The 24,945-nt window shown below is 41.8% G+C and carries 41 protein-coding genes and 1 tRNA gene; 5 read left to right on the plus strand and 37 right to left on the minus strand.

Features of this window, described 5'->3' with window-relative positions:
- Window positions 1-14 precede the first annotated feature (14 nt).
- The 36 genes from CDG61_RS09190 to CDG61_RS09370 all read right to left on the minus strand — a co-directional run bounded on the left by CDG61_RS09190 (window position 15) and on the right by CDG61_RS09370 (window position 21,271).
- The gene (locus CDG61_RS09190) at window positions 15-200 is read right to left on the minus strand and encodes a hypothetical protein (RefSeq protein WP_087551430.1); all 186 of its coding nucleotides are present in this window, start codon (window positions 198-200) and stop codon (window positions 15-17) included.
- 309 nt (window positions 201-509) lie between these two features.
- Window positions 510-803 (minus strand): DUF4236 domain-containing protein, encoded by a 294-nt coding sequence (locus CDG61_RS09195; protein WP_087551429.1) that lies wholly within the window; start codon window positions 801-803, stop codon window positions 510-512.
- 2 nt (window positions 804-805) lie between these two features.
- Window positions 806-985 (minus strand): hypothetical protein, encoded by a 180-nt coding sequence (locus CDG61_RS17650; protein WP_087551428.1) that lies wholly within the window; start codon window positions 983-985, stop codon window positions 806-808.
- A 113-nt stretch (window positions 986-1,098) separates the two neighbouring features.
- On the minus strand, window positions 1,099-1,794 hold the full coding sequence (locus CDG61_RS09205) for a DUF4760 domain-containing protein (RefSeq protein WP_087551427.1): 696 nt from the start codon (window positions 1,792-1,794) through the stop codon (window positions 1,099-1,101).
- Window positions 1,795-2,000: 206 nt separating this feature from the next.
- Window positions 2,001-2,555: a hypothetical protein gene (locus CDG61_RS09210; RefSeq protein WP_087551426.1), complete on the minus strand. Its 555-nt coding sequence runs from the start codon at window positions 2,553-2,555 to the stop codon at window positions 2,001-2,003.
- A gap of 71 nt (window positions 2,556-2,626) precedes the next feature.
- Window positions 2,627-3,370: a hypothetical protein gene (locus CDG61_RS09215; protein WP_087551425.1), complete on the minus strand. Its 744-nt coding sequence runs from the start codon at window positions 3,368-3,370 to the stop codon at window positions 2,627-2,629.
- Entirely contained in the window at window positions 3,360-3,563 is a 204-nt protein-coding gene (locus CDG61_RS09220) for a hypothetical protein (RefSeq protein ID WP_087551424.1), read from the minus strand. The genes CDG61_RS09215 and CDG61_RS09220 overlap by 11 nt, the downstream gene beginning before the upstream one ends.
- A gap of 9 nt (window positions 3,564-3,572) precedes the next feature.
- Window positions 3,573-3,995, minus strand: coding sequence for a hypothetical protein (locus tag CDG61_RS09225; protein WP_087551423.1), 423 nt, complete (start codon window positions 3,993-3,995; stop codon window positions 3,573-3,575).
- Window positions 3,988-4,536 (minus strand): phage virion morphogenesis protein, encoded by a 549-nt coding sequence (locus CDG61_RS09230; protein ID WP_087551422.1) that lies wholly within the window; start codon window positions 4,534-4,536, stop codon window positions 3,988-3,990. Before CDG61_RS09230 ends, CDG61_RS09225 begins: the two co-directional genes overlap by 8 nt.
- A gap of 7 nt (window positions 4,537-4,543) precedes the next feature.
- Window positions 4,544-4,984: a gp436 family protein gene (locus CDG61_RS09235; protein ID WP_087551421.1), complete on the minus strand. Its 441-nt coding sequence runs from the start codon at window positions 4,982-4,984 to the stop codon at window positions 4,544-4,546.
- 8 nt (window positions 4,985-4,992) lie between these two features.
- Window positions 4,993-5,349 (minus strand): hypothetical protein, encoded by a 357-nt coding sequence (locus tag CDG61_RS09240; RefSeq protein WP_087551420.1) that lies wholly within the window; start codon window positions 5,347-5,349, stop codon window positions 4,993-4,995.
- Window positions 5,350-5,359: 10 nt separating this feature from the next.
- Entirely contained in the window at window positions 5,360-6,433 is a 1,074-nt protein-coding gene (locus CDG61_RS09245) for a major capsid protein (RefSeq protein WP_087551419.1), read from the minus strand.
- Between the two features lie 2 nt (window positions 6,434-6,435).
- Window positions 6,436-6,819, minus strand: a complete 384-nt coding sequence (locus CDG61_RS09250; protein WP_228199562.1) for a hypothetical protein — start codon at window positions 6,817-6,819, stop codon at window positions 6,436-6,438.
- A complete protein-coding gene (locus CDG61_RS09255; protein WP_087551417.1) occupies window positions 6,819-7,784 on the minus strand; it encodes a hypothetical protein in 966 nt (321 codons plus the stop codon). The genes CDG61_RS09250 and CDG61_RS09255 overlap by 1 nt, the downstream gene beginning before the upstream one ends.
- A 53-nt stretch (window positions 7,785-7,837) precedes the next feature.
- Window positions 7,838-8,152, minus strand: coding sequence for a DUF1889 family protein (locus CDG61_RS09260; protein WP_087551416.1), 315 nt, complete (start codon window positions 8,150-8,152; stop codon window positions 7,838-7,840).
- A 55-nt stretch (window positions 8,153-8,207) separates the two neighbouring features.
- Window positions 8,208-9,410 carry a phage minor head protein gene (locus tag CDG61_RS09265; RefSeq protein WP_087551415.1) on the minus strand — a complete coding sequence of 401 codons (1,203 nt, stop codon included), beginning with the start codon at window positions 9,408-9,410 and terminating at the stop codon, window positions 8,208-8,210.
- Window positions 9,411-9,433: 23 nt separating this feature from the next.
- Entirely contained in the window at window positions 9,434-10,927 is a 1,494-nt protein-coding gene (locus CDG61_RS09270; protein ID WP_087551414.1) for a phage portal protein family protein, read from the minus strand.
- A gap of 9 nt (window positions 10,928-10,936) precedes the next feature.
- Entirely contained in the window at window positions 10,937-12,472 is a 1,536-nt protein-coding gene (gene terL, locus CDG61_RS09275) for a phage terminase large subunit (protein WP_087551413.1), read from the minus strand.
- Window positions 12,473-12,943, minus strand: coding sequence for a DUF2280 domain-containing protein (locus CDG61_RS09280; RefSeq protein WP_087551412.1), 471 nt, complete (start codon window positions 12,941-12,943; stop codon window positions 12,473-12,475).
- Between the two features lie 59 nt (window positions 12,944-13,002).
- The gene (locus CDG61_RS09285; protein WP_087551411.1) at window positions 13,003-13,644 is read right to left on the minus strand and encodes a putative metallopeptidase; all 642 of its coding nucleotides are present in this window, start codon (window positions 13,642-13,644) and stop codon (window positions 13,003-13,005) included.
- Window positions 13,604-14,041 (minus strand): hypothetical protein, encoded by a 438-nt coding sequence (locus CDG61_RS09290; protein WP_087551410.1) that lies wholly within the window; start codon window positions 14,039-14,041, stop codon window positions 13,604-13,606. The genes CDG61_RS09285 and CDG61_RS09290 overlap by 41 nt, the downstream gene beginning before the upstream one ends.
- A gap of 74 nt (window positions 14,042-14,115) precedes the next feature.
- Window positions 14,116-14,544, minus strand: coding sequence for a hypothetical protein (locus CDG61_RS09295; protein ID WP_087551409.1), 429 nt, complete (start codon window positions 14,542-14,544; stop codon window positions 14,116-14,118).
- A gap of 190 nt (window positions 14,545-14,734) precedes the next feature.
- On the minus strand, window positions 14,735-14,923 hold the full coding sequence (locus CDG61_RS09300; protein WP_087551408.1) for a hypothetical protein: 189 nt from the start codon (window positions 14,921-14,923) through the stop codon (window positions 14,735-14,737).
- A 337-nt stretch (window positions 14,924-15,260) separates the two neighbouring features.
- The gene (locus tag CDG61_RS09305) at window positions 15,261-15,440 is read right to left on the minus strand and encodes a hypothetical protein (RefSeq protein WP_087551407.1); all 180 of its coding nucleotides are present in this window, start codon (window positions 15,438-15,440) and stop codon (window positions 15,261-15,263) included.
- A gap of 157 nt (window positions 15,441-15,597) precedes the next feature.
- A tRNA-Met gene (locus tag CDG61_RS09310) sits at window positions 15,598-15,674 on the minus strand.
- Window positions 15,675-16,204: 530 nt separating this feature from the next.
- A complete protein-coding gene (locus tag CDG61_RS09320) occupies window positions 16,205-16,654 on the minus strand; it encodes a hypothetical protein (protein WP_087551485.1) in 450 nt (149 codons plus the stop codon).
- A gap of 5 nt (window positions 16,655-16,659) precedes the next feature.
- Window positions 16,660-17,055: a DUF559 domain-containing protein gene (locus tag CDG61_RS09325; protein ID WP_171405591.1), complete on the minus strand. Its 396-nt coding sequence runs from the start codon at window positions 17,053-17,055 to the stop codon at window positions 16,660-16,662.
- Window positions 17,033-17,326: a hypothetical protein gene (locus CDG61_RS09330; RefSeq protein WP_087551404.1), complete on the minus strand. Its 294-nt coding sequence runs from the start codon at window positions 17,324-17,326 to the stop codon at window positions 17,033-17,035. The genes CDG61_RS09325 and CDG61_RS09330 overlap by 23 nt, the downstream gene beginning before the upstream one ends.
- Window positions 17,319-17,492, minus strand: a complete 174-nt coding sequence (locus CDG61_RS17465) for a hypothetical protein (RefSeq protein ID WP_171405592.1) — start codon at window positions 17,490-17,492, stop codon at window positions 17,319-17,321. Before CDG61_RS17465 ends, CDG61_RS09330 begins: the two co-directional genes overlap by 8 nt.
- A gap of 241 nt (window positions 17,493-17,733) precedes the next feature.
- On the minus strand, window positions 17,734-18,207 hold the full coding sequence (locus CDG61_RS09340) for a DNA N-6-adenine-methyltransferase (RefSeq protein ID WP_087551402.1): 474 nt from the start codon (window positions 18,205-18,207) through the stop codon (window positions 17,734-17,736).
- Entirely contained in the window at window positions 18,204-18,992 is a 789-nt protein-coding gene (locus CDG61_RS09345; RefSeq protein WP_087551401.1) for a hypothetical protein, read from the minus strand. The genes CDG61_RS09340 and CDG61_RS09345 overlap by 4 nt, the downstream gene beginning before the upstream one ends.
- Window positions 18,989-19,873, minus strand: a complete 885-nt coding sequence (locus tag CDG61_RS09350; protein WP_118847371.1) for a replication protein — start codon at window positions 19,871-19,873, stop codon at window positions 18,989-18,991. The genes CDG61_RS09345 and CDG61_RS09350 overlap by 4 nt, the downstream gene beginning before the upstream one ends.
- On the minus strand, window positions 19,870-20,166 hold the full coding sequence (locus tag CDG61_RS09355) for a hypothetical protein (protein WP_087551400.1): 297 nt from the start codon (window positions 20,164-20,166) through the stop codon (window positions 19,870-19,872). Before CDG61_RS09355 ends, CDG61_RS09350 begins: the two co-directional genes overlap by 4 nt.
- Window positions 20,163-20,417, minus strand: a complete 255-nt coding sequence (locus tag CDG61_RS09360; protein ID WP_087551399.1) for a hypothetical protein — start codon at window positions 20,415-20,417, stop codon at window positions 20,163-20,165. The genes CDG61_RS09355 and CDG61_RS09360 overlap by 4 nt, the downstream gene beginning before the upstream one ends.
- A gap of 48 nt (window positions 20,418-20,465) precedes the next feature.
- Window positions 20,466-20,966, minus strand: coding sequence for a phage regulatory CII family protein (locus CDG61_RS09365; protein WP_087551398.1), 501 nt, complete (start codon window positions 20,964-20,966; stop codon window positions 20,466-20,468).
- 56 nt (window positions 20,967-21,022) lie between these two features.
- The gene (locus CDG61_RS09370; RefSeq protein ID WP_087551397.1) at window positions 21,023-21,271 is read right to left on the minus strand and encodes a hypothetical protein; all 249 of its coding nucleotides are present in this window, start codon (window positions 21,269-21,271) and stop codon (window positions 21,023-21,025) included.
- Between the two features lie 116 nt (window positions 21,272-21,387).
- Here CDG61_RS09370 and CDG61_RS09375 point away from each other — a divergent pair, with 116 nt between their 5' ends.
- On the plus strand, window positions 21,388-22,083 hold the full coding sequence (locus tag CDG61_RS09375; protein WP_171405593.1) for a LexA family protein: 696 nt from the start codon (window positions 21,388-21,390) through the stop codon (window positions 22,081-22,083).
- A 38-nt stretch (window positions 22,084-22,121) separates the two neighbouring features.
- The gene (locus CDG61_RS09380; RefSeq protein ID WP_087551396.1) at window positions 22,122-22,625 is read left to right on the plus strand and encodes a hypothetical protein; all 504 of its coding nucleotides are present in this window, start codon (window positions 22,122-22,124) and stop codon (window positions 22,623-22,625) included.
- A 463-nt stretch (window positions 22,626-23,088) separates the two neighbouring features.
- On the opposite strand, the gene CDG61_RS09390 is transcribed toward CDG61_RS09380, so the two are convergent.
- Window positions 23,089-23,289: a hypothetical protein gene (locus tag CDG61_RS09390; protein WP_087551394.1), complete on the minus strand. Its 201-nt coding sequence runs from the start codon at window positions 23,287-23,289 to the stop codon at window positions 23,089-23,091.
- Window positions 23,290-23,498: 209 nt separating this feature from the next.
- Between CDG61_RS09390 and CDG61_RS09395 the strand changes: the two genes are divergently transcribed.
- From CDG61_RS09395 to CDG61_RS09405, 3 genes are read left to right on the plus strand one after another with little or no spacing between them, the layout of a single operon-like run.
- Entirely contained in the window at window positions 23,499-23,927 is a 429-nt protein-coding gene (locus tag CDG61_RS09395; RefSeq protein ID WP_087551393.1) for a hypothetical protein, read from the plus strand.
- Window positions 23,927-24,235, plus strand: a complete 309-nt coding sequence (locus tag CDG61_RS09400; RefSeq protein ID WP_087551392.1) for a hypothetical protein — start codon at window positions 23,927-23,929, stop codon at window positions 24,233-24,235. The genes CDG61_RS09395 and CDG61_RS09400 overlap by 1 nt, the downstream gene beginning before the upstream one ends.
- A 10-nt stretch (window positions 24,236-24,245) precedes the next feature.
- Window positions 24,246-24,935, plus strand: coding sequence for an ATP-binding protein (locus CDG61_RS09405; protein ID WP_087551391.1), 690 nt, complete (start codon window positions 24,246-24,248; stop codon window positions 24,933-24,935).
- Window positions 24,936-24,945 lie beyond the last annotated feature (10 nt).

Genomic DNA, 24,945 nt, shown 5'->3' on the forward strand with positions numbered 1-24,945 from the left:
TTGGTTTTTGATTATCATCCACTTATTCTCCATACAAGCAGAGCTATGGCAGTAATTACAGTGCCAAGACTTGCAAGTATTAATGATGTCGATTTTCCAATTGCCATAATGATGGCAACCCTTCCTGCATCCTGTTCGCTCATTTTACCCTCTATACTAATACCGGGTTTGGTGTTAAGATTTTCCTCAGATTGATTCATTAATAGTTAACCCTCCTTGACTGTTAATTAAAACCTCAGTGTTGGCGCACTGGGGTTTTTGCTTTTCTGAACCACTGTATCGGTCTGAGTTCAAAATTAAATGTGGAAATGCTTCCTAAAATTCAGGCATAAAAAAACCGTCAATTACGACGGTTCAGTTATTCCTATTTGTATGGAAAGGCTTTAAGGCACACATTGAGTTGTCATGTGAGGATAGCTCCTCTCTTATAAGCGTAACTCTAAATTAATTTTCTTCTCTTATGAGTGTAGCTCTATTACAAACCGCTGCGAATGAATTTCCTTACCTACTTAAGCGATAAGCCAAATCAGGAAAAAAACTACAACCAAACCAACAATAATATTTAAAATTGGACTTGAGTTGCCTTGTCCTGAACTGGATCTGTCATTTTGTTTGGCATGTGGCTTATACGAGGAAAATGACAAACCGGTACCGGGAGCACTCACTGTGCTCCTTGTACCTTTTTTGCTGATGTTCACTTTTGCACCGCGCCCACCTAGCGATACACTGCTTACACCTTTTTTACCAACATTCAATCTGATCCCGGGTGCAATTTTAAAACTTTTCCTGAATCTAAAACTCATATCTATGCCTTTCCACAAACCTTTTTAGATTGACTGACCGATCCATCATTACAAACAAACTTTGTCCCCTGACAATGGCTTATACCGCCCTTTTTACCCGAACATGGTTGACGTCCTTTTCCGGCCTCAACGATAGTTGAAGCGGATAGAGCCAATAAACTTAGAAACAAAACCTTTTTCATTAAAATCCCCTTGTAATTATAAAGTTGAATAATATTTATAACTTAAAATGTATATTTTTCAATCAATAATTACAGGCATCAAAAATTTCATAAAAAACCACTCCGAAGAGTGGTTACTTTTTGAGATCACTTTCAGTAAGCGGGCTTTCTTTCCACCTTAATGCGAGTAGCTCAAGATCTTTATAATAAGTAGCTTTTTGAGATTTGCTTCTTAAGTGAGTGACGGCAGGATTTACAACCTCCCACAGTTTAATCATGCTTGTGCAGTGCAATCGCTTAAAAAGCACTTCATCCATCAGGCAAGTGTTAACACCAATTGCATAAAATTCATGCCTATTTAGCACATGCATTAGATGGCGCCTAACATTTGACTCTTCATCTGTGAGCTTACTTGACTCGAATTCACATAGTTCCGAAAGAGATGTACAAGGTTCGCGTTTATACTTAATATAAAAATCCTCTTTGGATACCCCTAAAAACTTGTATGGCTCTTTATCAAAATTTAATGTAATTGTCTTGGATCTAGCTAATTCTATATCACTATTATCTTTCAAAATCGTATCGAGCGTAGCTCTTTCTCTAGACCTATCTCTTGTAGATTGAATAGTGTTGAAGGCAATGTAAGCAGAAATTGCAATTACAAGTAACTGGAAGAACAGCAACCAATCTGAAATTCCCCACTCTTTAAATTCATAAAAGCTAATCACGTCAGGCAGTGTGATTATTAAAACTATTAAAAAAGCAGACAACGCAAATATAAACGTTAGCCTGCTTTGTACTTCTTTATCTTTAAAAAATGGATTAGCCATCCCAACCTTCACGACACTTGCAACCTACTGAAATATGATTTTTTTTGAATAATATTTTCTTCATAATATAACCCCTTAGATCGGTGAATTCGACACAATGATCGGTGATACTGAAATAATATTCCAATAAGAATATATGATCAAGAAAATATAACCATTAAGTATATTGTTTTACCCGATGTATCAAAGTGCAAACCCTCATTTACCTAACCTTGCAATTGCCCAACAAACTTCTCAAACCCCTTCCTGTCTGCATGCTGAGCACAGCGAATCACATTGGACATTGCTCTGAGTTTTGAGCTGTACTCTTTTTGAGCAGCTTTCAGATATGCAGCAAATGCCCCGTAAGTCATATTCATGATGCTTTCAGGAGAATGACCTGCACTCACTAGCAACTGAAACGAATCGAACCATGTGTAATCATCAGCAGGTATAAACTGTGATTTCCGTACCCGCTTTTCTTTCTTGAAGTATGCTGTATTGATTGTCAGCATTGCTCTGATCAACCCGAGCAGATCATCACTGCTGAATAGATCCTCTGCCACAACACCACATACCATGGACAAAGACATAATGACAGCAAGCCCATTGGTTTCTAAAAGCGTTGTCAAAATTTCATCTGAATAATTTTCACTTTCTAAAGATGCTTTGATCAGCTTTGCATGGGCATCCCACAGATCAAACTCTTTCATTTGAATTTGTCGAACTTCAATATCTCCAACAAAGGCACTACGGTTCGCTGCAATAAAAAAATCATTCATGATGGAATCTCAAAAAAAGACAGGCACAAAAAAAGACGCTTATGCGCCTGTATTCTTTGTACCTGCTATGTTTAGGCTGCCACAGAGAAACGTTCAATATGGCCAAAGATACTCAACTCGGCATCATTTGCTTTTGAAATATCTGCAAGGCATTCACCTTCAAAGTCATAACTTGCAAAATCTTCATGGATTAAGTCGAATTCAGTTTCTGGTGAAAGTTCCAATCGCCACAGTGTTACAGCAACCTTGTCACCACTGAATGTGTCAACACCTTTGAAAAAGAATCGGTATACCTGTCCGATCTCTGTAGCAATACTGGTTCGATTGACAGCGCCTGACTGCCCAGACCACTTCACATCAGTACTGGCTTCATTAAAAATAACAGTGCCGAATACTGCATCCAGATTATATTTATCTGCTGTAATTTCAGCATCAGCAGGACCTTTAAACACCACATCAGATAAATTACGAATTCCGAGGTCGATCATCTCCCCGGCTTTGACTGCACCCAACGCTGTTTCAGTGATTGTAGCTTCTGGTACCGCCAGTGTTTTACCACTAAGCACCATTGCCAGGTTTTCTTTAGTCACTTCTTCCAAAGTCCCACTTACAGCTACACCTGTTTGCTTACGCAGTACAGCATCTTTAGCACGCAAACCTGTTTTGGATTCAAAGTGGTCCGTTGAATCAGATGTTATTTTCAGCTGAAGTTCAGGAGTGTTACCGACAGAGCGTAAAGCCGATGGCTCGCCATTTATCATTTTTGCCAAAAATAACTCACCCTGCAACGAGATTAATTCGGGTTTATTCGACATCGGTTTTCACCTCTTTTTCTGTTTTTGCGGGTACTGCTTGCTTAGCCTTGGCTGGTGTATCAGGCACATCTTCAATCACCTTGATAACACCACGCTGCAATAGATCCTGAATTTGAATATCGCTTAAACCGCCAACGATATCACCCTTACCAAAACGCCCTACGGGTTGCAGGGCGGTATATTGTTTTGCCATGAATGGCTCCTATATGAAAAATGAAGATTCAAAAACCATTGTGATGTAAACACACGTTGGGGAAAATTCCTCACCAATTCGCACCAGGGATAACGGACGTGTACTTGACTCAGGCTTCCATCCGCTCAGGAGCTTTATTACGCTTGAAGCCAGTTCCCCGGCTTTATCGATTGCCTTGGATCCATCTGATAATTGTGCTGCAGCATGCCGCTCAACAATTGTGATATCCCACTCCTGTTTCAATGCATTCACTCCTCCACGACCTGCATCATCCGCTTTGCGTATACGCAGATAGTTCACATGCGCACACGGGGTAAACTGAGATAATTCAGAAGTACTCCCAATGTTGATTGGTGTGTAAACCTTTTTGAATTCCAGGATTTCTTCAAGTTTTTTTGCGATTTCAGCCCTTACAGCAAAAAAATTACTCATCAAATATCACTCCCTCAATAGAGTTCAAGATACTTTGCTCCTCATCTTCAGTGATACCAAGCCATGGACGACGCGGCACATTGACAGAATAGGCTTTGCCCATTGATTCCTGCATAAAATTGGAGCGACTGCGTTTAACGAAGCGATTCCCTATTTCACCGGTGCGTAGGTTTTGACGGAAATAAGTTTTTCTTACTCCTGCCTCATGCTTAATCACACCACCAAAATGATGAATTGGACCATAAACAACATTGGTGCCAATTTCGACTCCATTCGGAAGTACGTTGTGAGTTACTGAATTCATCAACCTGGATGTATCCCGCAATGTAGTACCGCCCTTTCTCATAACTCTGATTGAGAGTGGCCATTTACCCTCCAGACCCTCCCCGCCAATCCAACGTGAGCGAATACCCTCAGTGACAATACTCCCGATATCATCAAAAAGTTCATTCTTTCTTTGGTCAAAATCTGACAGGTTTTTTAGTATTGCCAGAACAGGAGAATCACCATCAACTTCAATTGAAATTGCGACTCCACTCATCTACGCCTCACTTGATGCCAGGCATCATATCAAGCACCGCATCACCAAATACCCCGCCACGATACGTAGATCCAATTGGCATGGTACTTGGTTTATTTGCGGGTTCATCTTCAATGATTTCATTTGTCTGTTCGGACTGAATCTGGAGATGAGCTTTGTTATCTGCAACACGCTTTAAGAATGCAATTGCATCCTCATAGCGCTGACGAACTTCTTCTGTTGGTTGCTGAAAGTACAAACGATAGCGTGCAATATCGCACGCCATACGCTTTAAATTGCTTGGAGTGCTGTTGAGTGGCAAAGAATAACGACCACCAATGTGGCCGTTAATCTCCTCTGTGGCATCCTGAATTGCATCATTGACAGAACTGCCTGATGGCAACATTTCCTTCAATTGCTCAATTTCAGCTCCAAACCGAGCCAACAGATCAGCTTCAGTCGCATACATGGCATCACCTACTTAGATTCAGCAGCAGCTTTTTTCGCTTCAGCTGTGGCTTTTTTCAACGCGGCTTCCGATGTGGCCAAGGCTTTTTCAAGTTCTGCCACCTTCGCTTTGAGTTCAGCATTTTCCTGATCAGTCACAACCTTTTCATCCGTCATCGACTTATTTGCTGAAACCAAATCGGCATTTGCTTTTTCAAGTTCTGCCAGTCGCGCAGCTGCTCCATCTGCCTTTTGCTCCTGAGGCTCTTGATATTCCTCAATAGCCCCAGATGCTAAAAGGGCTTGAAGTTGGATTTCTTCAAGCCCTTTAATTTCCTGCCCTGGTCGAAAATGACCAATCGATTGTCTTGCAATGTACTTTGGCATTTATGCCTCCTTATACGAAACCACGTCCGCCGACCAAGCCGTTTTTGTTATTGGGAATGGCGAGTGGAGAAGATTCAGCAAGTAGATGGATACTTGATGGGTTCTTTTTCTGATCTTGGGTTAAGAAAAACTCAAGAGCCTGTCCAAATGCTTCTAAATTTTGAATTGCACAGTGCGCGATCCAACCATTTGCATCGTTAATCATGCCAAAGAAATCCTCAGGAATGAAACGACCCGCTGCACCATCCATATTATGCGCAACGTCATAAGTCCAGATTTCAATGTTATCGATAGCACCACGGAACTGCGGCTTATCTTTATGGTCGAATGATGGTGTGAGTGGCACACTAATGCCTGCATACGGCGCAATAAACTTAGCTTTGAATGCTGCATCCTGATTTAACACGTTAAAGACTTTTGAACTGGTTAAAATCATGTTTGGAGATGCACCACCATGCTCAATAGACAAGTCAATCATGGCTTGCATGTCGTCCATTGGCTTAGCACCAGCTTGCCCCCATTTGACCAGTGGTGAGAAGTTGCACGCAGGATTGCGGTCATAATCCACCTCATACACTGGGAAATCCGCAGATGCGAAAGTGGTTTTTCCGTAAAGCAGTACATCACGTGCAATGAGCAGCTTTCGGTTTTCGATAGACTGGCGCAAGTACAATGCTTTTTGCGCCTGATCAATGAGAAGTAAATCAGCATCACTTAAACGGTTCGATCCTGTTGCAATCACGCCAAATTTACGCAATTGAGAAACCAGTGCAGAGTTTTGCAAATCCGCAGGTGTCACAGTCATCATTGGTTTCAAATATGCTGGGTTTACAAACTTCACTTTACCAGACTCACCAACTTTAATTGGTCGAGCACCAGCAGTAGGTGTCACAAATGGCGCCAACGGAGTTGCTGTGTTTAACTCACCCACTGGCACTACAGTTTTGTTATATGACACACGCTGTGGGAAGAAGCGATCAATCAACCATGTATCTACTTTTTTCGTTGTATCAGTGAGCAAAACAAGTTGCGGCACATCAAGTAATTCAACAGGCGCACCCTGAAATTCAAATGTCTGACCCATATTTAGCTCCCCACTACTTTACGCAGTTCAATTTTGTTAGTTAATGCCTGTGCGCGAACCGCATCATATTGAGCGGTAGTTAATGGAGTTCCATTCACTGTAACCACTGCAATATCGAATGCCCCCTGCACATAAACCGGCATTTCCAGATTGTTGTTCGAATGGTATGTAGACTGCTCAGCAGTAAAATCTGACAAAGCAATCACATTCCAATCACCCACCTCACCCTCGGTAACGGTCGGGTGGTCTGCCAGGTTATCTTTTCCGACTTTTAATAAATCACCACGCTTATATGCTGTGGCAGTTTTAACTTTGGCGTTCTCTGTTCGTACACCATCACCAACTACAAGTTGAGTAGTGGTAATTGTCTGAGTGATTGTGCCCATTATTGTTTTGCTCCTTGTTGAGCTGCAGCAAATTGACTGAATGCCCGGTCTAAAGCCGAACCTTGCTGATTACCCTGACCCTGCTGCCCACCATTCGCCTGGTGAGTAAACAGATGGGCAAATGCAGGATTAACACCCGGTGCAGGTGGGACTGCAGGAGCCGGAGGTTGATTACCCACCGAGAACTGCTTTAATTGCTGAGTCATAAATGCAAAAGAGTTGTCATCCATATCTGTGTAGGATTTCTTTTCATCTGCACTGAACTGCTTATTCAAAGTTGTTTCGAGCGACTTAATGTCATCTTCACGCTTTGCAGCTTTAAATTGCTTAAGATCAGCCAATGCTGCATCACGCTCTGTTTCAGCCTGCTTTTGCGCAGCCTGGGCTTTTTCTAATTCGGTCACATCTGTGTCCTCTTGTTGATTAACCTTGCCGGCACCTGCAGAAAATGCATTTACCGAAGTTGTTCGATCCGCACCTGTTGAGCAGATCGTAAATTCACGGATACGGTTATTTCGAAATACTGCGACCGGTCCGGTGAATGTCTGCCCATTTACGACAACATTTACCCCTTGCCCGACTTCTTCAACAGAGCCGGGATCAATGAACATGGACATCTGAAACGGATAACCATCATCTGCATCATCCACAACCTCCTTTGCTTTTGAATTCCGCAGGAAGTTGCCACTGACTGTGATGTTTTGGTTGATGCCAACCTCTTTGACAACACCCACTCGGCTGGTACTGAAGTGCTCTTCCAGTAAAGGGGTTGGGGTTGGAATTTCAATTCCTTCAAGATCGAAAACAACACCATTTCTACCCCAGAACCAGTGGCCATCAACACGACCACCACCGTATGCAGTCCCTTTAAAGGTTCGCTTCTTTTCTCCCTCGGCCTGAGGAACTATGTCCACAGCAGAAAGTGAAAAAAGGTACTTACCTTGTTCTTCACTTGGATCTGACATTTTTCATGCTCCATAAAAAAACCGCCCTTCCGGACGGTTCGTTAATTATCAACTCACTCAGCTTCTTCAGCTCTTTCTTTCCACTTGTTTAAAATATCATCTGGCCAACGCCCTTTATGCTTAATCTGCACTGTACCACCAGAACCAATCTTCAATCCAAGCTCACCCAGCTCAACTGCATGATCAGTTTTCCAACCGTTATTTACAGCCCATCTACCAATCTCAACACTATCAAGATCAACTCCTTCTTTATGAAGCAGCTTGAACATCTCCTTTGCAGCAGACATGTCAGTGGGATACTTTAAACCTGTTGCAAGGTTAACTCTTACCGTTAGGCTTTTGAGCGCCACTTCAAGTAATTTATCCATTTGAATTCCAAAATTTATTTTAGGAATTCTGATGGTATGTGTCGTTTGCAGGCTTTCAAATAGCCAAAGGTTTTAATTTGTACACATATTGACCATTCACACTACTAATTTCAGTAACCACAAGTTTTAACCCAAGCTCAAGCAACACACCATTACCCGCATTCAACTCATTAAGATCAATCCCCAAACCTTTAGCATTCTCAATTTGGATCATGATGTTTGACTGATCGGATAAAAGTATTGGTGCATCAAGCGTCACCACTTTCCCAACCTCAAGCGAAGCAGCAAAAGTCAAAGTTGTTGCGCCAGAAATAACATCCGAAGTGTTGGCAGACACGGCGTGAATCTTTGCCATATCGTCTTTCACCCATCGTTTGAGAACGTCCTCAGCCAAACCAATTGCCGGTTGGTTAAGATATGCGGTTAAAGCAGTATCATTACCCTGCGCATAATCCAAAAAAGTCCGAATGGCACTCGGTCGAATCGTTGGATCTAATGGGATAACAGTATTGGCCACAGTATCAAATAGATCCCGAGTTTTTTCATCCATTGGAGCAAGCAGGCTTGTTAGTTTCTTTGAAGCAGTCCATTCAGCCTTAATCACCTGTTTTTGATTCAGTAGGTACTCTTTATCAAGAATTGAGTCTGCAATCTTTTGGTCGACGACCGACTCCATCTCACCGAATGTCAAAGGACTTGTAGACCACCCCGCTTCTGCTGCAACTTCCGGCAGATCTTCATCTGATGTAATACCGTATTTCTTCGCTTGAGCTTCTGTCAGTGCAATTACGGTACAACGGCACATAAAACCCCATGGTGGGTAATACAGCAACCAAAATGGGTCATCGATGTGCCTGATGATGCGGTTCAGTGCCAAGTGGCTCGGTCTGACACGCGTATCATCAATAGCTGAATAAATCAGATACGGACGCTTCTTTTTGTTTCTCTGTTGCTGTTGCCAGCGACCATGACCATAAGCTGTCTGAATATTTGTACGAAATACATTCTTCAGGTACGCGTCACTCAGAATGATTTCACTCTCTGCAACGAGCTTCTTAAAATCTTCGAATGTAGTTCCATCAGCAATCGCTTTATTTACAGCATTTACAACGGTTTCAATCTGCTGAATCCCAGACAGAAAACTCACTGTTGTAGCCATCTGTCTTGTTTTGAGATCCAATGAATAAAACTCATCAGGCAGTACAATTTTTCGGGAACGTGCAAATTGCAACGCTTCAAGAAAAGTTACAGGTTGCATATTTGGACATCCTAAATTACTTACTATTGCTTACTTTTTTCAGCTGAGACATAGCCCAGTACATCACCCGCATACAATGCTCTGTCAAGATTTACCGAAAAAGCAGTCTGATTTAACTCAGGCATCATCTGCATCAAGTTAAATGCAAGCTGAATGGGGTTATCACTTTTCTGCAGTAATTCATCTATCTGCCCCTGATTCAGCAACTCAACGGAAATTTGCGTATCTGCCAGCTCTTCAACTTCCTGCTGTTCTGCTGAAAGTTTATTTACTGAGGCTTTAAAGTTAAATGCCTGCCGAGGTAAAGCAGTGAACTGATTAAATCCGATATGCAATTCCTCAACAACATCACCATCTTCTAATCCATACTCGCGTTTGAAGTATTGTGGTGTTAAGACTGCACCAGCATTTTTTAACTTCACATCTCGATCCGCTTTAGGTTCTTCCAATGACTTCTCTTCACCAATGATGACTTGGTGACGTTCCCAACCATTAACATCGCATAATGCATTAATAATGGTCTGAATCGTCGGCATGATCATCCGAACATCAGCTTTATATTTCGAATTTTGAACTTCAAGATGTACATCACCTAGAGCGCGTGAACCCGAACCATCCGTACCACTGGTAAGCGTCTGACCAAGAATGACTTTTTGAATACGGCGCTCAAGGTTCTTATCAAAGGCTTCAAATGTGGCACTGCTATTACCGCTACCATTTCCAGAAGCACCTTCAATTTTCACATCATCAGTACCACTCAGGGCAATAACAGAGCTTGCATGTGCTCTTAACAGTGCGTCACGCATATCTGTAGTCTTACCAGTGGTCTTACCCACCAGCATTGGCAAACCAAATTTTTCAACAAATTTTGCCCAAAACTTAAAACCTGAACTCTTAAAAAACCAAACCCAATACAATCGACTTAATAAAGCTTCCCCCAACGGATTCTCATAAGTCGATTTACAGCGTGTCAGAAAGTGCTTGAAACTCTGATCCACTTCCTGATCCTGTCGAGAATTGTTGTAGTTGGCCAACAGGATAAGACGTCCATCATTCTTAGGCTCATACCACTGCATTGGTTTTTCACCAATCCACTTAAAGCCAATAAATGGCGTGATGGTATTGCCATCAATGTGTAAACATGGATCTTCAGGCTTGCTATAAATCGCCTCTAACACCGAGTAACCATACCAACGAGCATTCTGTGTACCCAATAAGATCTCGGACCACCACTCTCGTAAGTGATCCATGATAATTTTAGATTCCGGTCGATCTGCCGGCTCAATACGCCACGGCGCACTTTCAAGTTTGTCCTGACGTTTTTCAATCGCCTGATAAATCTCATCGTCGTACATCATGACTTTTAATCGAGGACGCGTGACACCAGCTTTGCGAAGGACTTCATCACCATCAGGCATTTTAGTCAGATAACTGATTAAGGCTTGTTCAGCCTCATGAGAATACAAAGCTCCCGATTCAGGTTTTGAGTTCTCAGGCTTTTTTCGTTTCTTAGACATAACTCGACCTTATGCAGCCGGTGGGCTGTAATTAATTGCGATTACTGCATCTTCAATTGCATCAATAAGCGTATCGACCTGATCGTCGTGATCATGGGTAAATGCAGCATTGAATGCTTCACACTCTTCAAAGAACTCACCGACCCAGTGTGCATCCTTCGGCACCACCACAAAACGATCTTCTGGCTTATCCTTGTAGTTCGCCTCAAGATGAACCTGTACATCCATAAACCGGGAAAGCTTGTCTGTGTTGCGCTGAACCGGAACCACAGCGACACCTGAATATGTACCTAGAGTCTGGATCAACTGGGTACCAGATGCCTTATCCTCCACTTTCATGTAGCGGATCGGCTTGGTGTGCCAGGAGTATTCTTTATGCTTATCCAGGAAGGCTTTTGCCTGACGATTAAGCTCAGGTGCCTCCCACTTACCACGTAAAAGATCTATCAGATACAACTTGCCATCCACTCCTAACCCAACAAGCAGGAATACGGAGTAATCATTGTGCTCTTTAGTTTTTTGCGCTGTATCAGCAAGTACGGCACGCCACTGAAGCTCCGGAAGCTCTTTGTAAAAGCCAAACCATTCAGACTTAATAAGATCACCACCAAGCTTTTTAGGCTGCTGCATGTACTGACTTGAAAATGTATAGCGGGATACTGTTGCACCCTCTTTATCCTTACCACCTTTTTCAAGCTGCAGCAGGGATTGTAAAGATTCCTTCTTTGGCCAATAGCTTTGACGACCTTTATCATCACGATCTACATCAAGTGGGACCAGCTTCTGTATGTGTTCAGGCAGGGTTGCAATGTATGCATCATCTATCAGAGCAGGGATAGAGATTTGAGTCCATTCACCTGGTAGATTACCTGTCGTGACGAAATTAGTCGGATCCTCAGTGTGAAGACGTTGCATGATCATAATGATTGGAGTGTCAGACTTTGCTTTTCGTGAGTTGACTGTGTTTAGTAGTTTACGATTCGCCGCATCCCGCTTGATCTTACTGAATGCATCTTCAGGCTTTAATGGGTCATCAATGATGATACAACCTGTAAACCCATCATCCGCCAGCGTCCCTGCTCGCCTTCCCGTTACCTGTCCTCCCATGGAGGCAACGTACACATGACCAACATCATAATCCTCGACAGTGATTTTCCACTCTTTCTTGGAGTCGGTACTGTTAGAGACTGTCAAATCCCACATTTGACGGTAGTCTTTAGACTTAACGATATCACGCGCTGTATCCGAAACACCTTCAACCAGAGATTGAGAAAATGACAAATACAGAAACCTTGAACGGGCATTTAAAGCCAAACCACGCGGAATGAGGTTTGTCGTCAGTTCGGTTTTTCCAGCACCTGGGGGTACATTGATAACAACGTTTGCAATCTCACCTGCAATGACCTGATCAATAATCCATGAGATATACACATGGTGCCAGTTCACCGTAAATTTAAAACCCATCCGTGGCTTAAAGAAACGTCGGGTGAAATATAAATGCTCATCTTCACACAGCTTCTTTTCAACCTGTGTCTGTAGATCCATTCAGTATTCCTCTTGAGCCTTCTTTACTGCCGCATCAACTTGCGCCTGGGTCGCATGCACAACAGTGGTCTTTAAAGACTCTCCATCCTTACCTGTAATTTCCTGGCGATTTGTGTATTTTCCACCCATATCCTCTGCAGCTTGCTTAAGAATACTCAAAGCAGCCACGCGGTTTTTCCAATGCTTTTGGTATTGGTTTTCCAGGCGCTGCAAGCGTACTGATAAATTGGCAATCGGAATGTTTTGCGGTTTATTCAAAAAATCATTACGGGTGGCTTCAAACTCAACCTTTAATTCAGCACTTAAATCCTTACCCGCCCTTTTTGTTGGGTCGTAACGCTCACACTGTTGTCGAGAAACACTTAAATTCTTATATTCTTCGTTGACGAGCTTTGCTGTTTCTTCGGGTGTATTAAACTGCGCAAGCGACCGAACAATAAAGAGTTTCACCTCTTTCCTGAGGGCTGCCATAAATATCCACCTGTCAACGTACGTCAACGTAAATAGCCCAAAAAAAAGAGCCTTCCGGCTCAATTGATCACACATGTCCCACAACACGCGGCCATACTTTTTTCAGATACAAACGGTGCATGCTTCGCAATTTCAATAAGTCGCTTAACATTTTCATCTGCGCCCCATCGTTTTGTCTCACCGAAAAACACTTCCACGTCGTGACCAGCTAAGTAGTGTTTTGGAAGTCCTGTTGAGTCGCTATAAAGCATTTCACCATCCGCATCACGTTCAACGCCAATGTGATAAAGCTCATGCTCAATCAACCGGCAGAAATCTCTGTCAGTTGCCTGCTCGCAATATGCAGCATCAATAGTGATCAGATAAACAGGAACATACCCAAACCATTCACGCATCTGTTGTTCCTGCCTGGCTTTCTTCCAACCGCCCTGGTTGAACATCACCTTTTCACACTGCCCAAGTACCATGCGTTTCTTAGACACGGCGGCGGATGAAGCCCAAGCGAATGATAAAAAGGTTTCATCATCATGCAGCAGCTCAGCTATGTGGTCATGATCTGGGTTATGAAGCTCTCCACCAATAGTCAACCAATTAGCAATCACCCAGTCTTTCAACTCCACGGCGGGTGCAAGCAGAATTGCTTCAACTTCCTCAGCCTGATCAATCAGTTCTGCTGATGGGAATGGTCTGATCTGTTCCATCGTCTAATCTCTCTAACTGCGACTTGATCCAACAAATCACACTGCCCGACTCAATTACATGTGGCTCAAAGCGCTGGATTTTGTACCCCATATCTTCAGCCAAATCATATTTATTAAATGCGTTTGCTATCTTTTTTCCACCACGGCCAACAGCCCAGGGACTGCCTGCTATTTCAATAAGTAGATTCAGCCGCACAATATAGAAATCAAACCGCCAGTTCTTTGTTGATTCAAATTGAAACTTACGCTCATATCCAATCAAGTGCTCTTCTAGCTCTTGAAATAGGGTTTCTTCAGCTTCTAAGTATTTTTCTTTTGCCTTAGGTAATGGTTTAGAACGTGGCTTTGTTTTAGGTGGGCGCTTTTTGGTTTTCCAGAAGTAGTCGTCTGCGTTCATTTAATGCACCCATAAAAAACCACCCGTAGGTGGCTAGGTTAAAAAGACTGGATATCCTTATAAATATTTATACTCTATATTTTCCGTAAAGCACTACGAATTTGACCACACTTTGCAGGATTTGTTAGCTTAAAATCCGTAACTAGACGAGTTTTAGGATCATAAGATATGGTAAGTTTACAATCTCGTGATACGATTCTATCTTCATATATAATACCTGTAGTCATACCTGGTCTATCTTGGTTGTAGTAAGCATATGTATCAGCCTCAACCGTGATTTTTTGATTATAAGATAGATTCCACATATAAGCTGGCTCACCATTCAATACTACCTCAACCTCCCTATTACGCCCAAAAGCATCTCGATACTTTTCTATACTTTTACCACGCACTATATTTTTTTCTATCAGATGAACACCTAAAGTAGAGCCTATCTCCGCAGCACAACCGCTTAAGCTCAGTACTACAAATACAGCTAAAAGTATTTTTGTAATAGGTATCATTTTGCTTCACTCCATAAAACATCACAAAAAATTATACCTATATTATTAAATAATAATAATATTTTTTAAATTTCGTAACACTTTTTTAATCAAAATAATATGGTACGAAATCGATCTAATTAACCTCTACAATTCCACACTTTCACAGCAAAGTTCACAACTTCGCGCTTAATAAGTTTTTTGTGTTTCATCACACACGACTTTGGCGCTTATATTTACGCCGCTTTGCTTGGCTTACACGATTGGGCTTTGAATTATGGTGAGGTGGTGTAATTAAACGCATTACATTGTTCAGCGCATCAAGACTCTTGATTGCTTTCTCTGTGCCATCAGCAAAGATTGCCGATCCCATAGATGCTAAAGCCACACCTAAACCCATTCGACTCATTCTCATACGAATCACCAATCAGAAAAGAAAACCCCTCAACATCTAGAATGCGAGGGGTTATATATGCCGTAATAAGTTCGGCGAAAGTCACTAAAGTGACGAGGGGGAATAACTTTGATGAAGCAATACCACTGAATTAATGTGGACTGTTTAACACGCTATTTAAGATAAAGTATTGCTTCTCGAAGTTATCAGACAACAAAAAACTGGAGCATTTGATTCTCCTTATGTGGTACCTTCATTAGTGAGGGCACCATCCAATCTATTTTAATTCCCTCGAATTCGAGGGAAATAAAGCTGGCAGATTCGCCATAATTAAAATTTGTGATTACGCCTGATTATTTCGAGACTCTACACATTTCTGTTTTAGTCGTTCCATTGCATCAGGTGGCATAGGGGCTGTCATCATCCCACGATAATTCATACACTCAGGCGTTTCTCTAAATGGCTGTGGTTGATTACTCATGCAACCTGTCAAAACCAGTGCTGAACATATAATGTATTTCATTATCTAATCCTCTTTTTCTATTAATTTTCAGCTTAAACAATTTTTACGGCATGTACTGTATTAAATCTGGCTCGCCATACAAGGTTCACAATTATCAATCCAATAGACAAAAAAATACCCACTTTGGAGTGAGTATATAAACTTTAAATTTTTTGGTTGGTAGCGGGAGCTGGATTTGAACCAACGACCTTCGGGTTATGAGCCCGACGAGCTACCAGACTGCTCCATCCCGCATCAACGAGTAATCGTTATACGCTTAAAATTCATACATAGCAAATAATTATCAAATATTAAGACCTAAGGTAAACTGTACATCAAAAATTATCTAAATATGACCACTGTTGGATTCGGTCACAAAAGTTGGATGTAAGTCTCTGTATTTCCGTAATCTGATTTTTTCACTCTTCAAAAAAGATTCTGGTTCTTCTGACCATAGTGATTTTCTTGAATCAAGAGCTGAATGACTTAATGCCCAATCCGAAATATTCCCATACACGAATGTATTGTCAGCGAATATAAATTTAGCTTTCCCATCTGAGTTGATTAAATAAACCTTGTGTGTAGGTAGTGAGCCAAATGTACTGAATTGAGTATAAATATAATTATGAGATTCTGACATAGCACCAACTGCCTTTGTTTTATTTTCATTATAGCATTTTAAGCATTAAAAAAAGCTCACCAATAGGCGAGCTTTCAATTAACTTTAGTGCTTTACATACACTTCGGTCACTATAGCAGAAATATATCAGGATACACCCTGACTTTCAAGCACCTATTATTCTACATCTGAATTGATATCTGGTAGCAAGTCGAACCAAACCCAGCATCTTATTCCGTGCAACCGTAAACTCAGAAATACCGAGCTTCCTGGCAATCGTTGCTTCAGATTTAAATTCCACATAAAACATTACTACAACTTTAAACCATTGCTGAACTTTAGAGTTTTCGTCTTTGAAAAGTGCAGTCAGCATATCTGCCACCGCATCTGCATGGGCGTCTTTAATCTTGCACACAGGAGCAATGCGCTCTCTCTTATCAATACAAACCCCATTTACAGTGTCAATTAAGTGACCAAGTACACTTGAAGCCCCTAAGCACACATAATTTTCATCAACAAGAAGCCATGAGCCGTACTGTTCTAAATGCCATTCAATCGGCCGCTCAGCCCAATTGATTGCTTGTAAAAAATGTTTTCTATCAATCGCCGCATTCATACCCATCACTCCATCAACCGCCTGATTTCTTCAATCGCCTTACCGCTTTTCACTTGCTCAGTGCTAAACCTCAGCACCGTATAACCCAACACTGCAGCTGAGTTATATTTCCCCATGTCTGCTATATATCCTTTACCTCGTGTATGCCTCCCATTGCTCCAAACCCCTCCCTCAACTTCTATCAGTATCTTTGTATCCACCAAGTGAAAGTCCGCCCGCCACTTCCGTTCAGAGTTAAATTGAAACTCCTGCACATATTCAATTTTGTGGGCTTTCAGGTGCTGAGATAGAACTGCTTCACCCTCACTCACTGCTTTTACTTTTTTCACCGATACACGGCGCTTCACACGTCGTGGTTTCAGATAATTTTCTTTGTAGTCAGCTATCGAGATCGACTTCACTACCACCTCTCAGAGCCACTTCAAGAGCAAAATAGTGTTCACAACAATCTGAGCATTCATTCGCCTCAACAGCGTCACTGAGCTTCTTCATAGCGCTCTCAATATCTCTTAGCTTCTTTTGTAATTTATCCACTTCAACCTGCTTTGACTCCTGACCCGCCTCAAAAAACTGCCTTTCCTTTTTAGGTTCACCCCAAAGCTCTACATGTGTATTTAACGGAACCATGCTTAATACTTTGAAAGCTTTCTCAAATTCATCCATTTCACTCATCTCCAAACCCTCCCCAGTTGCCTTCATCTTCAGCTCTTTGGGATTCCATATCAGAATGCAGCTGATTCCATTGCTCTTGCAGCAGTTCCTCATCTTCATTGTGCTGAATTGAGCCATTTAACTTGTCCCGCAGGTCTTTCAGTTGATGATTGTTATGAATTTTCATGCTGCCACCCTTTCATGCTTCGATCTGATGTTGTTTTTCCCTTTGATGCGCCCTGGTCTGTACCGAATGTCATAACAGGACTTGCATGCTGACACATAGCGCATTGAAATTTTCCCGTCTGGAAGCTTTACGTTTCTGCTGAACCAAAACTCATCATCGAGGGGCCAATAGTCACCGCACTGAATACACAGCTTCTCTCTACCTGATTCAGTTTCGATGTATTTTGGTTTTTTTAGATCGCTCATACTCCACCTTCCACCAACCACTGAACATCACTCAAGTTCGGTCTAAACACCACAACAGCACAACCAAATGGCGCATTATGCTTACACCCACCAAATTTTAAGCGCCCTTTAATGTAGTGAATTTCACGATGAATACAGTGTTCTTGCCACCACGCCACGTCCGTTCTAGCAGGAAGAAGTGCAACAACTGTATGTCCCGCATTGGCTGTATTTACAGCCTTGTTAATCCACAATGAAATTTCACGGCCATATGGTGGGTTCATCCAGCATGTGCCTGTCCACTCCTGCTTTAAGCCGTTCTGTTCTGGACTAAAGAATCGTTCACACTTTGCATTCTCAGCTAACGCGCAAACATCTAAATCAAACTTAAAAACAGCATTTAATTTATTGAATAAATCTTGAGGGGTTGCCCATACATCAGTGCGCCCCTCTGCATTTCCAAATAACCCTAATTTCGACATCGAGTTCATACACCACTCTCCATCTGCCTGCGGATCTCGATTGGCACAATTACTCCATCCAGGTCACATGCATTCAGGTAGGCAGCTTTGTCATCAAACGGATCCGGCCAGTACGTATCAATTTCAGGCTGCTTAGCTTTGGCTTTCAGCTTCTGCGGTTTATGAATCTGCCGATTATTAACGTTCAGCTTCTGCTTCAGTGCTTCCAGTGCACGTTGTGCTTCTTCTCTAACAACAGGTACATGCTCTTTTTTTTCATTATTCCAGGTCAGTTGTTGTGGCTCCTGGTACCATTGCTGCACCCGTCCCTTCAGCTGCGCCTCAGCAAGATACTCATCATAGAGACGAACAAACTGACGCTTTGCTTCGTGCATTTCGCCATCAGTGATCAAAAGCATGACCTGGTCCAATGCAAATTTTGCAATCGTAGTAATTTCCTGATATTGAAAAACGTCGTCTGAAATCTGCACTGGTTTGTGCTTCATGATCCGAGTGTATTCACAGGCTTTGACCCAGGCTTTCTGACTGTTCCACCAGTCCTGACCTACGCACAGCTCCTTGAACTCAGCAAAGCTCGGCATGAATTTTTTACCTGTCGTGCTGAGTAAAACAATTCCACGGTCAAACTGCTGTTTTGTTACCCCTGTCAGCGAGTTGGCAACAATCTGCTCAACCATGGTCAATGGCACAGCATTAGGTCCATCAAACGGGAAGTTTTTATTGAACTGCGATGCATACAGCGTGCGCAGAGTTGCAATCAGAAACTTGATGTCTCCCTGGTTTAACTGATTCATGGCTGATATACCCCCATCTGATAAGCATCCGGAGTGACATCAATCACATCATCCGGCTGATGGCCATTGAACATGCTTGCAAAGTAACCTGGTTCAGAATGACCGGATGGCTGAATAGGAGTCTGTGTAAATTCAGGCTTGGGCTGAAATACTCCCTGATAATTCCCAATGATTGAGTTTTCCAGGGACTGATTTGCTAGTACTCCAAATGATTCCAGTTTTTTCAGAATCAGTTTCACGGCGTTTTCAGAAAGTGGTTTTTTATTGCTGATGCGCATCTCAACAAACTGAGTCCACAAATCACGATTTACGTTTCCAGGTAATTCTGCCTGAGCGGGATCATAAGAATTTCCAGATTCAACTTTTGGATTTTCAGAAACGCTCTGACTTTTTTTATTTATTTTTTTATTCTTTGTAGAGTTGTTTTTGATAGTGATACTTTGTGTGTAAAAATTTTTTACTAGCAGGGGTAAAGATTTTTTACTGGTGTAGTTAAAATTTTTAACCAGCAGGGGTAAAGATTTTTTACTATCATTTGCCTGTTTTTTAGCTAGTAAAAATTCTTTACCAGGGAATTTCAGCACCAGTCCAATGCTCGTTTCTTCACCAAGTTTATAGGTGTTACCGTGAAATGTGCTTTGAAGCTCAACCACCAGTCCCACCTTTACGAGTTCACGAAGGCACTTGATTACAGTCGGTCTGGACTTGCCTGTTATCTCTTCAAACTGAGTTAAAGAGATGGAATCCATCTCCTTGTTCCAGCCACGGGTCTTGCGACAGATCACAAGATACAGCTTGCATGCCGCATCAGATATTTTCCCAAGCACTTCGTCTACAAAAGCATTGGGTACCTGGAATGAATTTGGAACAAACTTACTCATACCTCACCAACCTTGGGCTTCAAATAGCCACCAAATGCTATAACCCGATTAGCCTTAACGAGACTCGATATCACCTGCTCTGCCAACCAGATTGTGATTCTGAAACGGGATGCCATTTTTTGAGACAGTTCAACTTTTGTCACGGCGGCATTGTTTTCGTCATAGCCTTTGCTTCTCAGATTGCTCTTTTTGCGTTCATAAACCTCGCTGAGCAACCGCAAGGTCGGCTCATAGAAAGACTGGATCTGAGCCTGCTGACGGTGATCAGCCTGTTTTTGAAAATGACTGTTCATGACACCTCCGCTAAAGCCTGTTCAGCCTTGGTTAAGCGACGTTTTGCATTCAACTCCACAGCAGATGCAGTGCGTATCAGATGGCTAAGTGCAAAGTTTCTATTGCCATCCAGCAGCACACCGTCACCCTGCACTTTGTGTACAGTCATTAAGACATCTGGTTTATGTGGATCAGTGAAAACAACAACATCACCGGCAATAAAATCCTGTTGATTGTCTTTACTATTTTGTTGTGCTAAAGTTGATTCCATATTCAATCCCCGCAAGTGTTTGAATTACTAAAAGCCTGATTTCCGATATCAGGCTTTTTCTTTTTCCAGGTCTGCTACATATTTTGCTGCTTGCGATTCAAGTGCTTTGCGTAACTTCCGCAAATCTTCTTCAAGCTTTTCCAGTGTTGTTGCTGTGTCTGCTAGTTCAGCTGGCGTAATCACCCCGTCAGCCCAGGCATCGAGCACGTGCTGATTGACATGCCCACTCCCGACATTGAAGTTCAGCAATGATTCGATCACGCCGATTTGACGCGCATTACACAATGTGTGTTCGGATGGAATCAGCATGTAACCGATTTCATGCGCCCAAACTTTCAGTACTGCAGGATTGCGGGTGTAATAAAGAATCTGCTCAAACTTTCTTAAGCTCGGCAGATGATTCGGCATATTCACGTTTGCATAGTTGCTGATTGTGTTCTGAACATCACCTACCACTTGAGCGATATCTGTTGTTGAAACACCGTCAGTATTACGGATCATTTGAAACAGACCGTTTTGAGCTTCTTTGCTTATTGTCTTTTCTCGCATGTGTGAATCCTTGAAATTGTTCACGTTTCGCTAAGCCATCTGCTGAGCAATAATTGTTATGCAGAAGCAGGTTGACTTCTTAGGTAATTAAAGTCAGCTTCTGGACAAAGTGAGTCGCAGGGAATTTCCCCATTGCTTGCTTTATCAATTCGGATCGCTAAAGGAGCACCACATTTTTTGTTTACATAAATAATTTGCTGAAGATTTCCAACGGTTGTTGAGCACTCTTTTGCGAATTTTTCACGTGCTTCTGGGGTGAGACCCAAAAGATAATTTTTAAGCAATTCAACATTTGAAGCTGACATAAAAATCTCTCTAATCAATATATTTAGTAAATACTAATTTTTATTATTAAACATGTCAACAAATCATTAGTTTTTACGAATTTACTTTTTACTAAAAACTAGGTGAAATACTAAATATGGATAAAATTGCATTACGACGCAGAAACCTGCGAACAGCTATTGATGCTGAAAATAAAAAACTAGGATTTAAGTCAGACATCTCTTTTTGTGAGCATTTTGATTTAAACCCTAGCCACATCTCTCAACTCATTAATGGGCATGGGAGCTTTGGTGAGCGTGCTGCCCGAAACCTTGAAAAAAAGATTGGGTGGATTGAGGGATTGCTTGATGAGATGGATATAAATGATTCATCGACTGAAAGTATGAGTCTCGATAACAATATCAACCTGAGTAATAAGATATATCTTGATGGGCAACCTATCCCTGTCATTTCGTGGGTGGCAGCAGGATCATTTTCACCAATTGAAACTGTGCTTAAAGGTGTTGAAGTTGCAGAATATCTTCCGCCTAACAAAGATTGCGGGAAAAATGGTTATGGGCTTATCGTGACGGGTAGTTCCATGTCGCCAAAGTTTGAACCCGGCGATAGGATCTATATCAATCCGGATATCCAAACATTTGACTTACAAACCGATGATCTTGTAATTGTGGCATGCGCCGGGGAATCTGAAGCAACGTTTAAAAAATTAATTATTGAGGGTGCAAATCGATACCTTGAACCTCTCAACCCTGATTGGCCTGATAAGATAATTAAACTTAGTGAGGACTGTCGGCTTGTTGGTAAGGTTGTTGGATTGTATCGAAAGATCTAAATACTGAAAACAAATTTATATTTTGGGGATATAAGCTTATGGTCCTAGATCGCGACCTACAACTCGAATTATTAAATAAAATTGCAGAATGCTACCCATTTGTATGGATGGATTATGAAAGAAAACCAGACACAGAAGAATATTTTAAAATTGCAACTAATCTCAACTACTTAAAGGGACATGGTTTGTTGAGTGAGGATTCAACATCTATTAGACATAGCATGTCAGGAAATGGCGGCGGTAACTTATTAATACTGAAACCCAAAATTACCGAAAAAGGTTTGGATTTTTTGAAAGATGATGGTGGTTTATCTGCAATTCTTGGTGTTGTAACAGTACGATTTGAAGCAGACACCATACGCACTATTCTACAATTTAAGGTGGATCAATCTGATCTATCTCCTGCTGATAAGCAGAAATTACGCGGTGTGCTTCAAGAGCTGCCTGCCGAGAATATAAAACACCTGTCAACGAAAATTGTGGATATGGGTTGGGATAATCTAGGTTCTCTAATGAACTTAATTCAAAACAGCCTTTTTTAGCAATATTCTTAAATTTTAGATAGCCAATTGGTTTTTTGAAGTCCCCAACTGGCACAAAAAATTCTGGCTCATCTGTCTGAATGTGCTCCAGATAAATCTGCGTGGAATTTTCATGAAGACGGTTTTCCATTAAAACAAGTGTTTCTAATTTCATAAAATTACCTTACTGCGAACCCGACGTAGTACTTTGAATCGGGTGGAGATAATAGTGGCCGTATACTCTATAACTTACGATTTAATTAAAGAAAAAGATTACGAAAAAGTAATTAATGCAATTAAATCAATATCAGGCCTTTGGGCTAAACCCACAAAATCACAATGGCTTGTCGATACGACTATGAGTGAAATCGAAATCAGGAAGTACTTACAGGGTTATATTGATAGTGATGATATAATCTTTGTTTGCAAAATTGATATGCCTAACTGGTCCTCTAGTAAAGTTCCGAGCGATGTTTTAGATTGGCTACACGCTCACAAGCACTCCAATTAAAGATGGTTTATTACCAACAACACATAACCCATTTTCAAAATCACTCTGAACTTTTAGTACATAGTCAAGGTAGTTCTGAATACCCTCTACCTTGACATCCTCTAGCAGAAGATATGAACAGCCCATGATTTGAACTTTAGTGCCTTTTGGTATTACCGCAACACTCTCACTCATGACAAAACTCCATCCAACCCACCACTACGGTGGGTTTTCTTTTGCCTATTAAAACATAAAAAAATAAAGTCACTAATTTTTTCGCTAATTTTATTTAGCAAAAGTGTTGACTAATTATTTAGTAAACACTAAATTACACCTCACAGACAACAAAAAAGCACACCGACCGTCAAATCATGTGTGCTTTTACAGAAACTGCGAGATCAATTATGAACGTAAATTCCAAACCAATCAACTTTATTGCTGTAGCTACTACAGCAGCAATATTCACCGCAGGTGCAATCGCATTTGCATATCCACCTGAATACAGTCGCCCTGCTGCTGTTGTTCCAGACGTACAACCTGCCGTTACTACTATTGCTGCTATGCATCTTGCAACTGACACAACAGGTACAGCTGTCGTTCGCCTGGATGGCTTCACACTTGATGTCAGCTTTGACTTTGAACGTATTGACGATTCATTCGGTGTACCAGGCAGTGAGTTCACCAATGCTGAAATCACAAACCTCGCTATAGACAACGTCACTGATGAATCAGGCTACAAAATCCCTGATTTCACAGACTTCAATGATCATCGGGCAATCAATCAACTGCTCGTTGCTCACATGCTGCAGTTCAAGCTTCTGGAGACTGTCTGATGAATACAGAACAACCTAAATTTGCTGAGTTCATCAGTGAAGACGAAGACCTGAACATCCGCATGCGCCTTGGACAGTCTGAATATCAGCAACGTGGGAAAGAAATTTACCGTGTCGCTAAATCAGGGCGTGAATACCTGGTGACCGAAGAAGAACATGCAGCTAAGCAGTGGATCCGTGACAACTTTAAACGTGAACGCGCATATCAAAACCGGGTATTTGCTGCCAGGAAACTGTCGGAGCTCTACAGTGGTCCACGTTATTCAAAGAATCAGCGTATTGCATTCAACATTGCGAAATATAGTTAGGGGGTGAGTCATGAGTATATCCACCTTTGTTCTGGGACAGTCCGGAACAGGCAAAAGCACCAGCCTCCGCAATCTTGATCCGCGTCGAGTGTTGCTGATTCAAGTTATCCGTAAGCCACTACCTTTTCGTTCAGCAAACTGGCAGTACATCACCAGTGAAACGCCGAATGGCTCAATACTCGTATCTGATAATACTCAGGAAATTATTCACCATATCCGCATGACGCGTAGACCAATCGTGATTGTTGATGATTTCCAATATTTGATGGCGAATGAATTTATGCGCAGAAGCACTGAGCGTGGTTTCGACAAGTTCACTGAAATTGGATTTAACGCCTGGAGTGTTATTACCGAAGCAAATAATGCTCACCCACAGAAGCGTGTCTACATCCTGAGCCACACAGAAGAAGATCAGCACGGCAAAACCAAGATCAAGACCATTGGAAAGATGCTGGACGAAAAAGTAACACTTGAAGGCATGGTCACAATATGTCTTCAGACCGCTGTTGTTAATGATCAAAACCTATTTATTACCAAAAACAATGGTAACACCACGGTTAAATCACCGATGGGGCTTTTTGAGTCAGAACATATCGAAAATGACCTAAACCTTGTCGACAAGGCGGTCTGCGAATACTACGGAATTAATGTTCCGCAACAATCAAACCAAAACCCGCAGCAAGTCGCAGCACACGCATAATTGGAGAGAT

It is taken from the genome of Acinetobacter sp. WCHAc010052, assembly GCF_002165295.2.
In the GTDB taxonomy this organism is placed as follows: Bacteria; Pseudomonadota; Gammaproteobacteria; order Pseudomonadales; family Moraxellaceae; genus Acinetobacter; species Acinetobacter chinensis.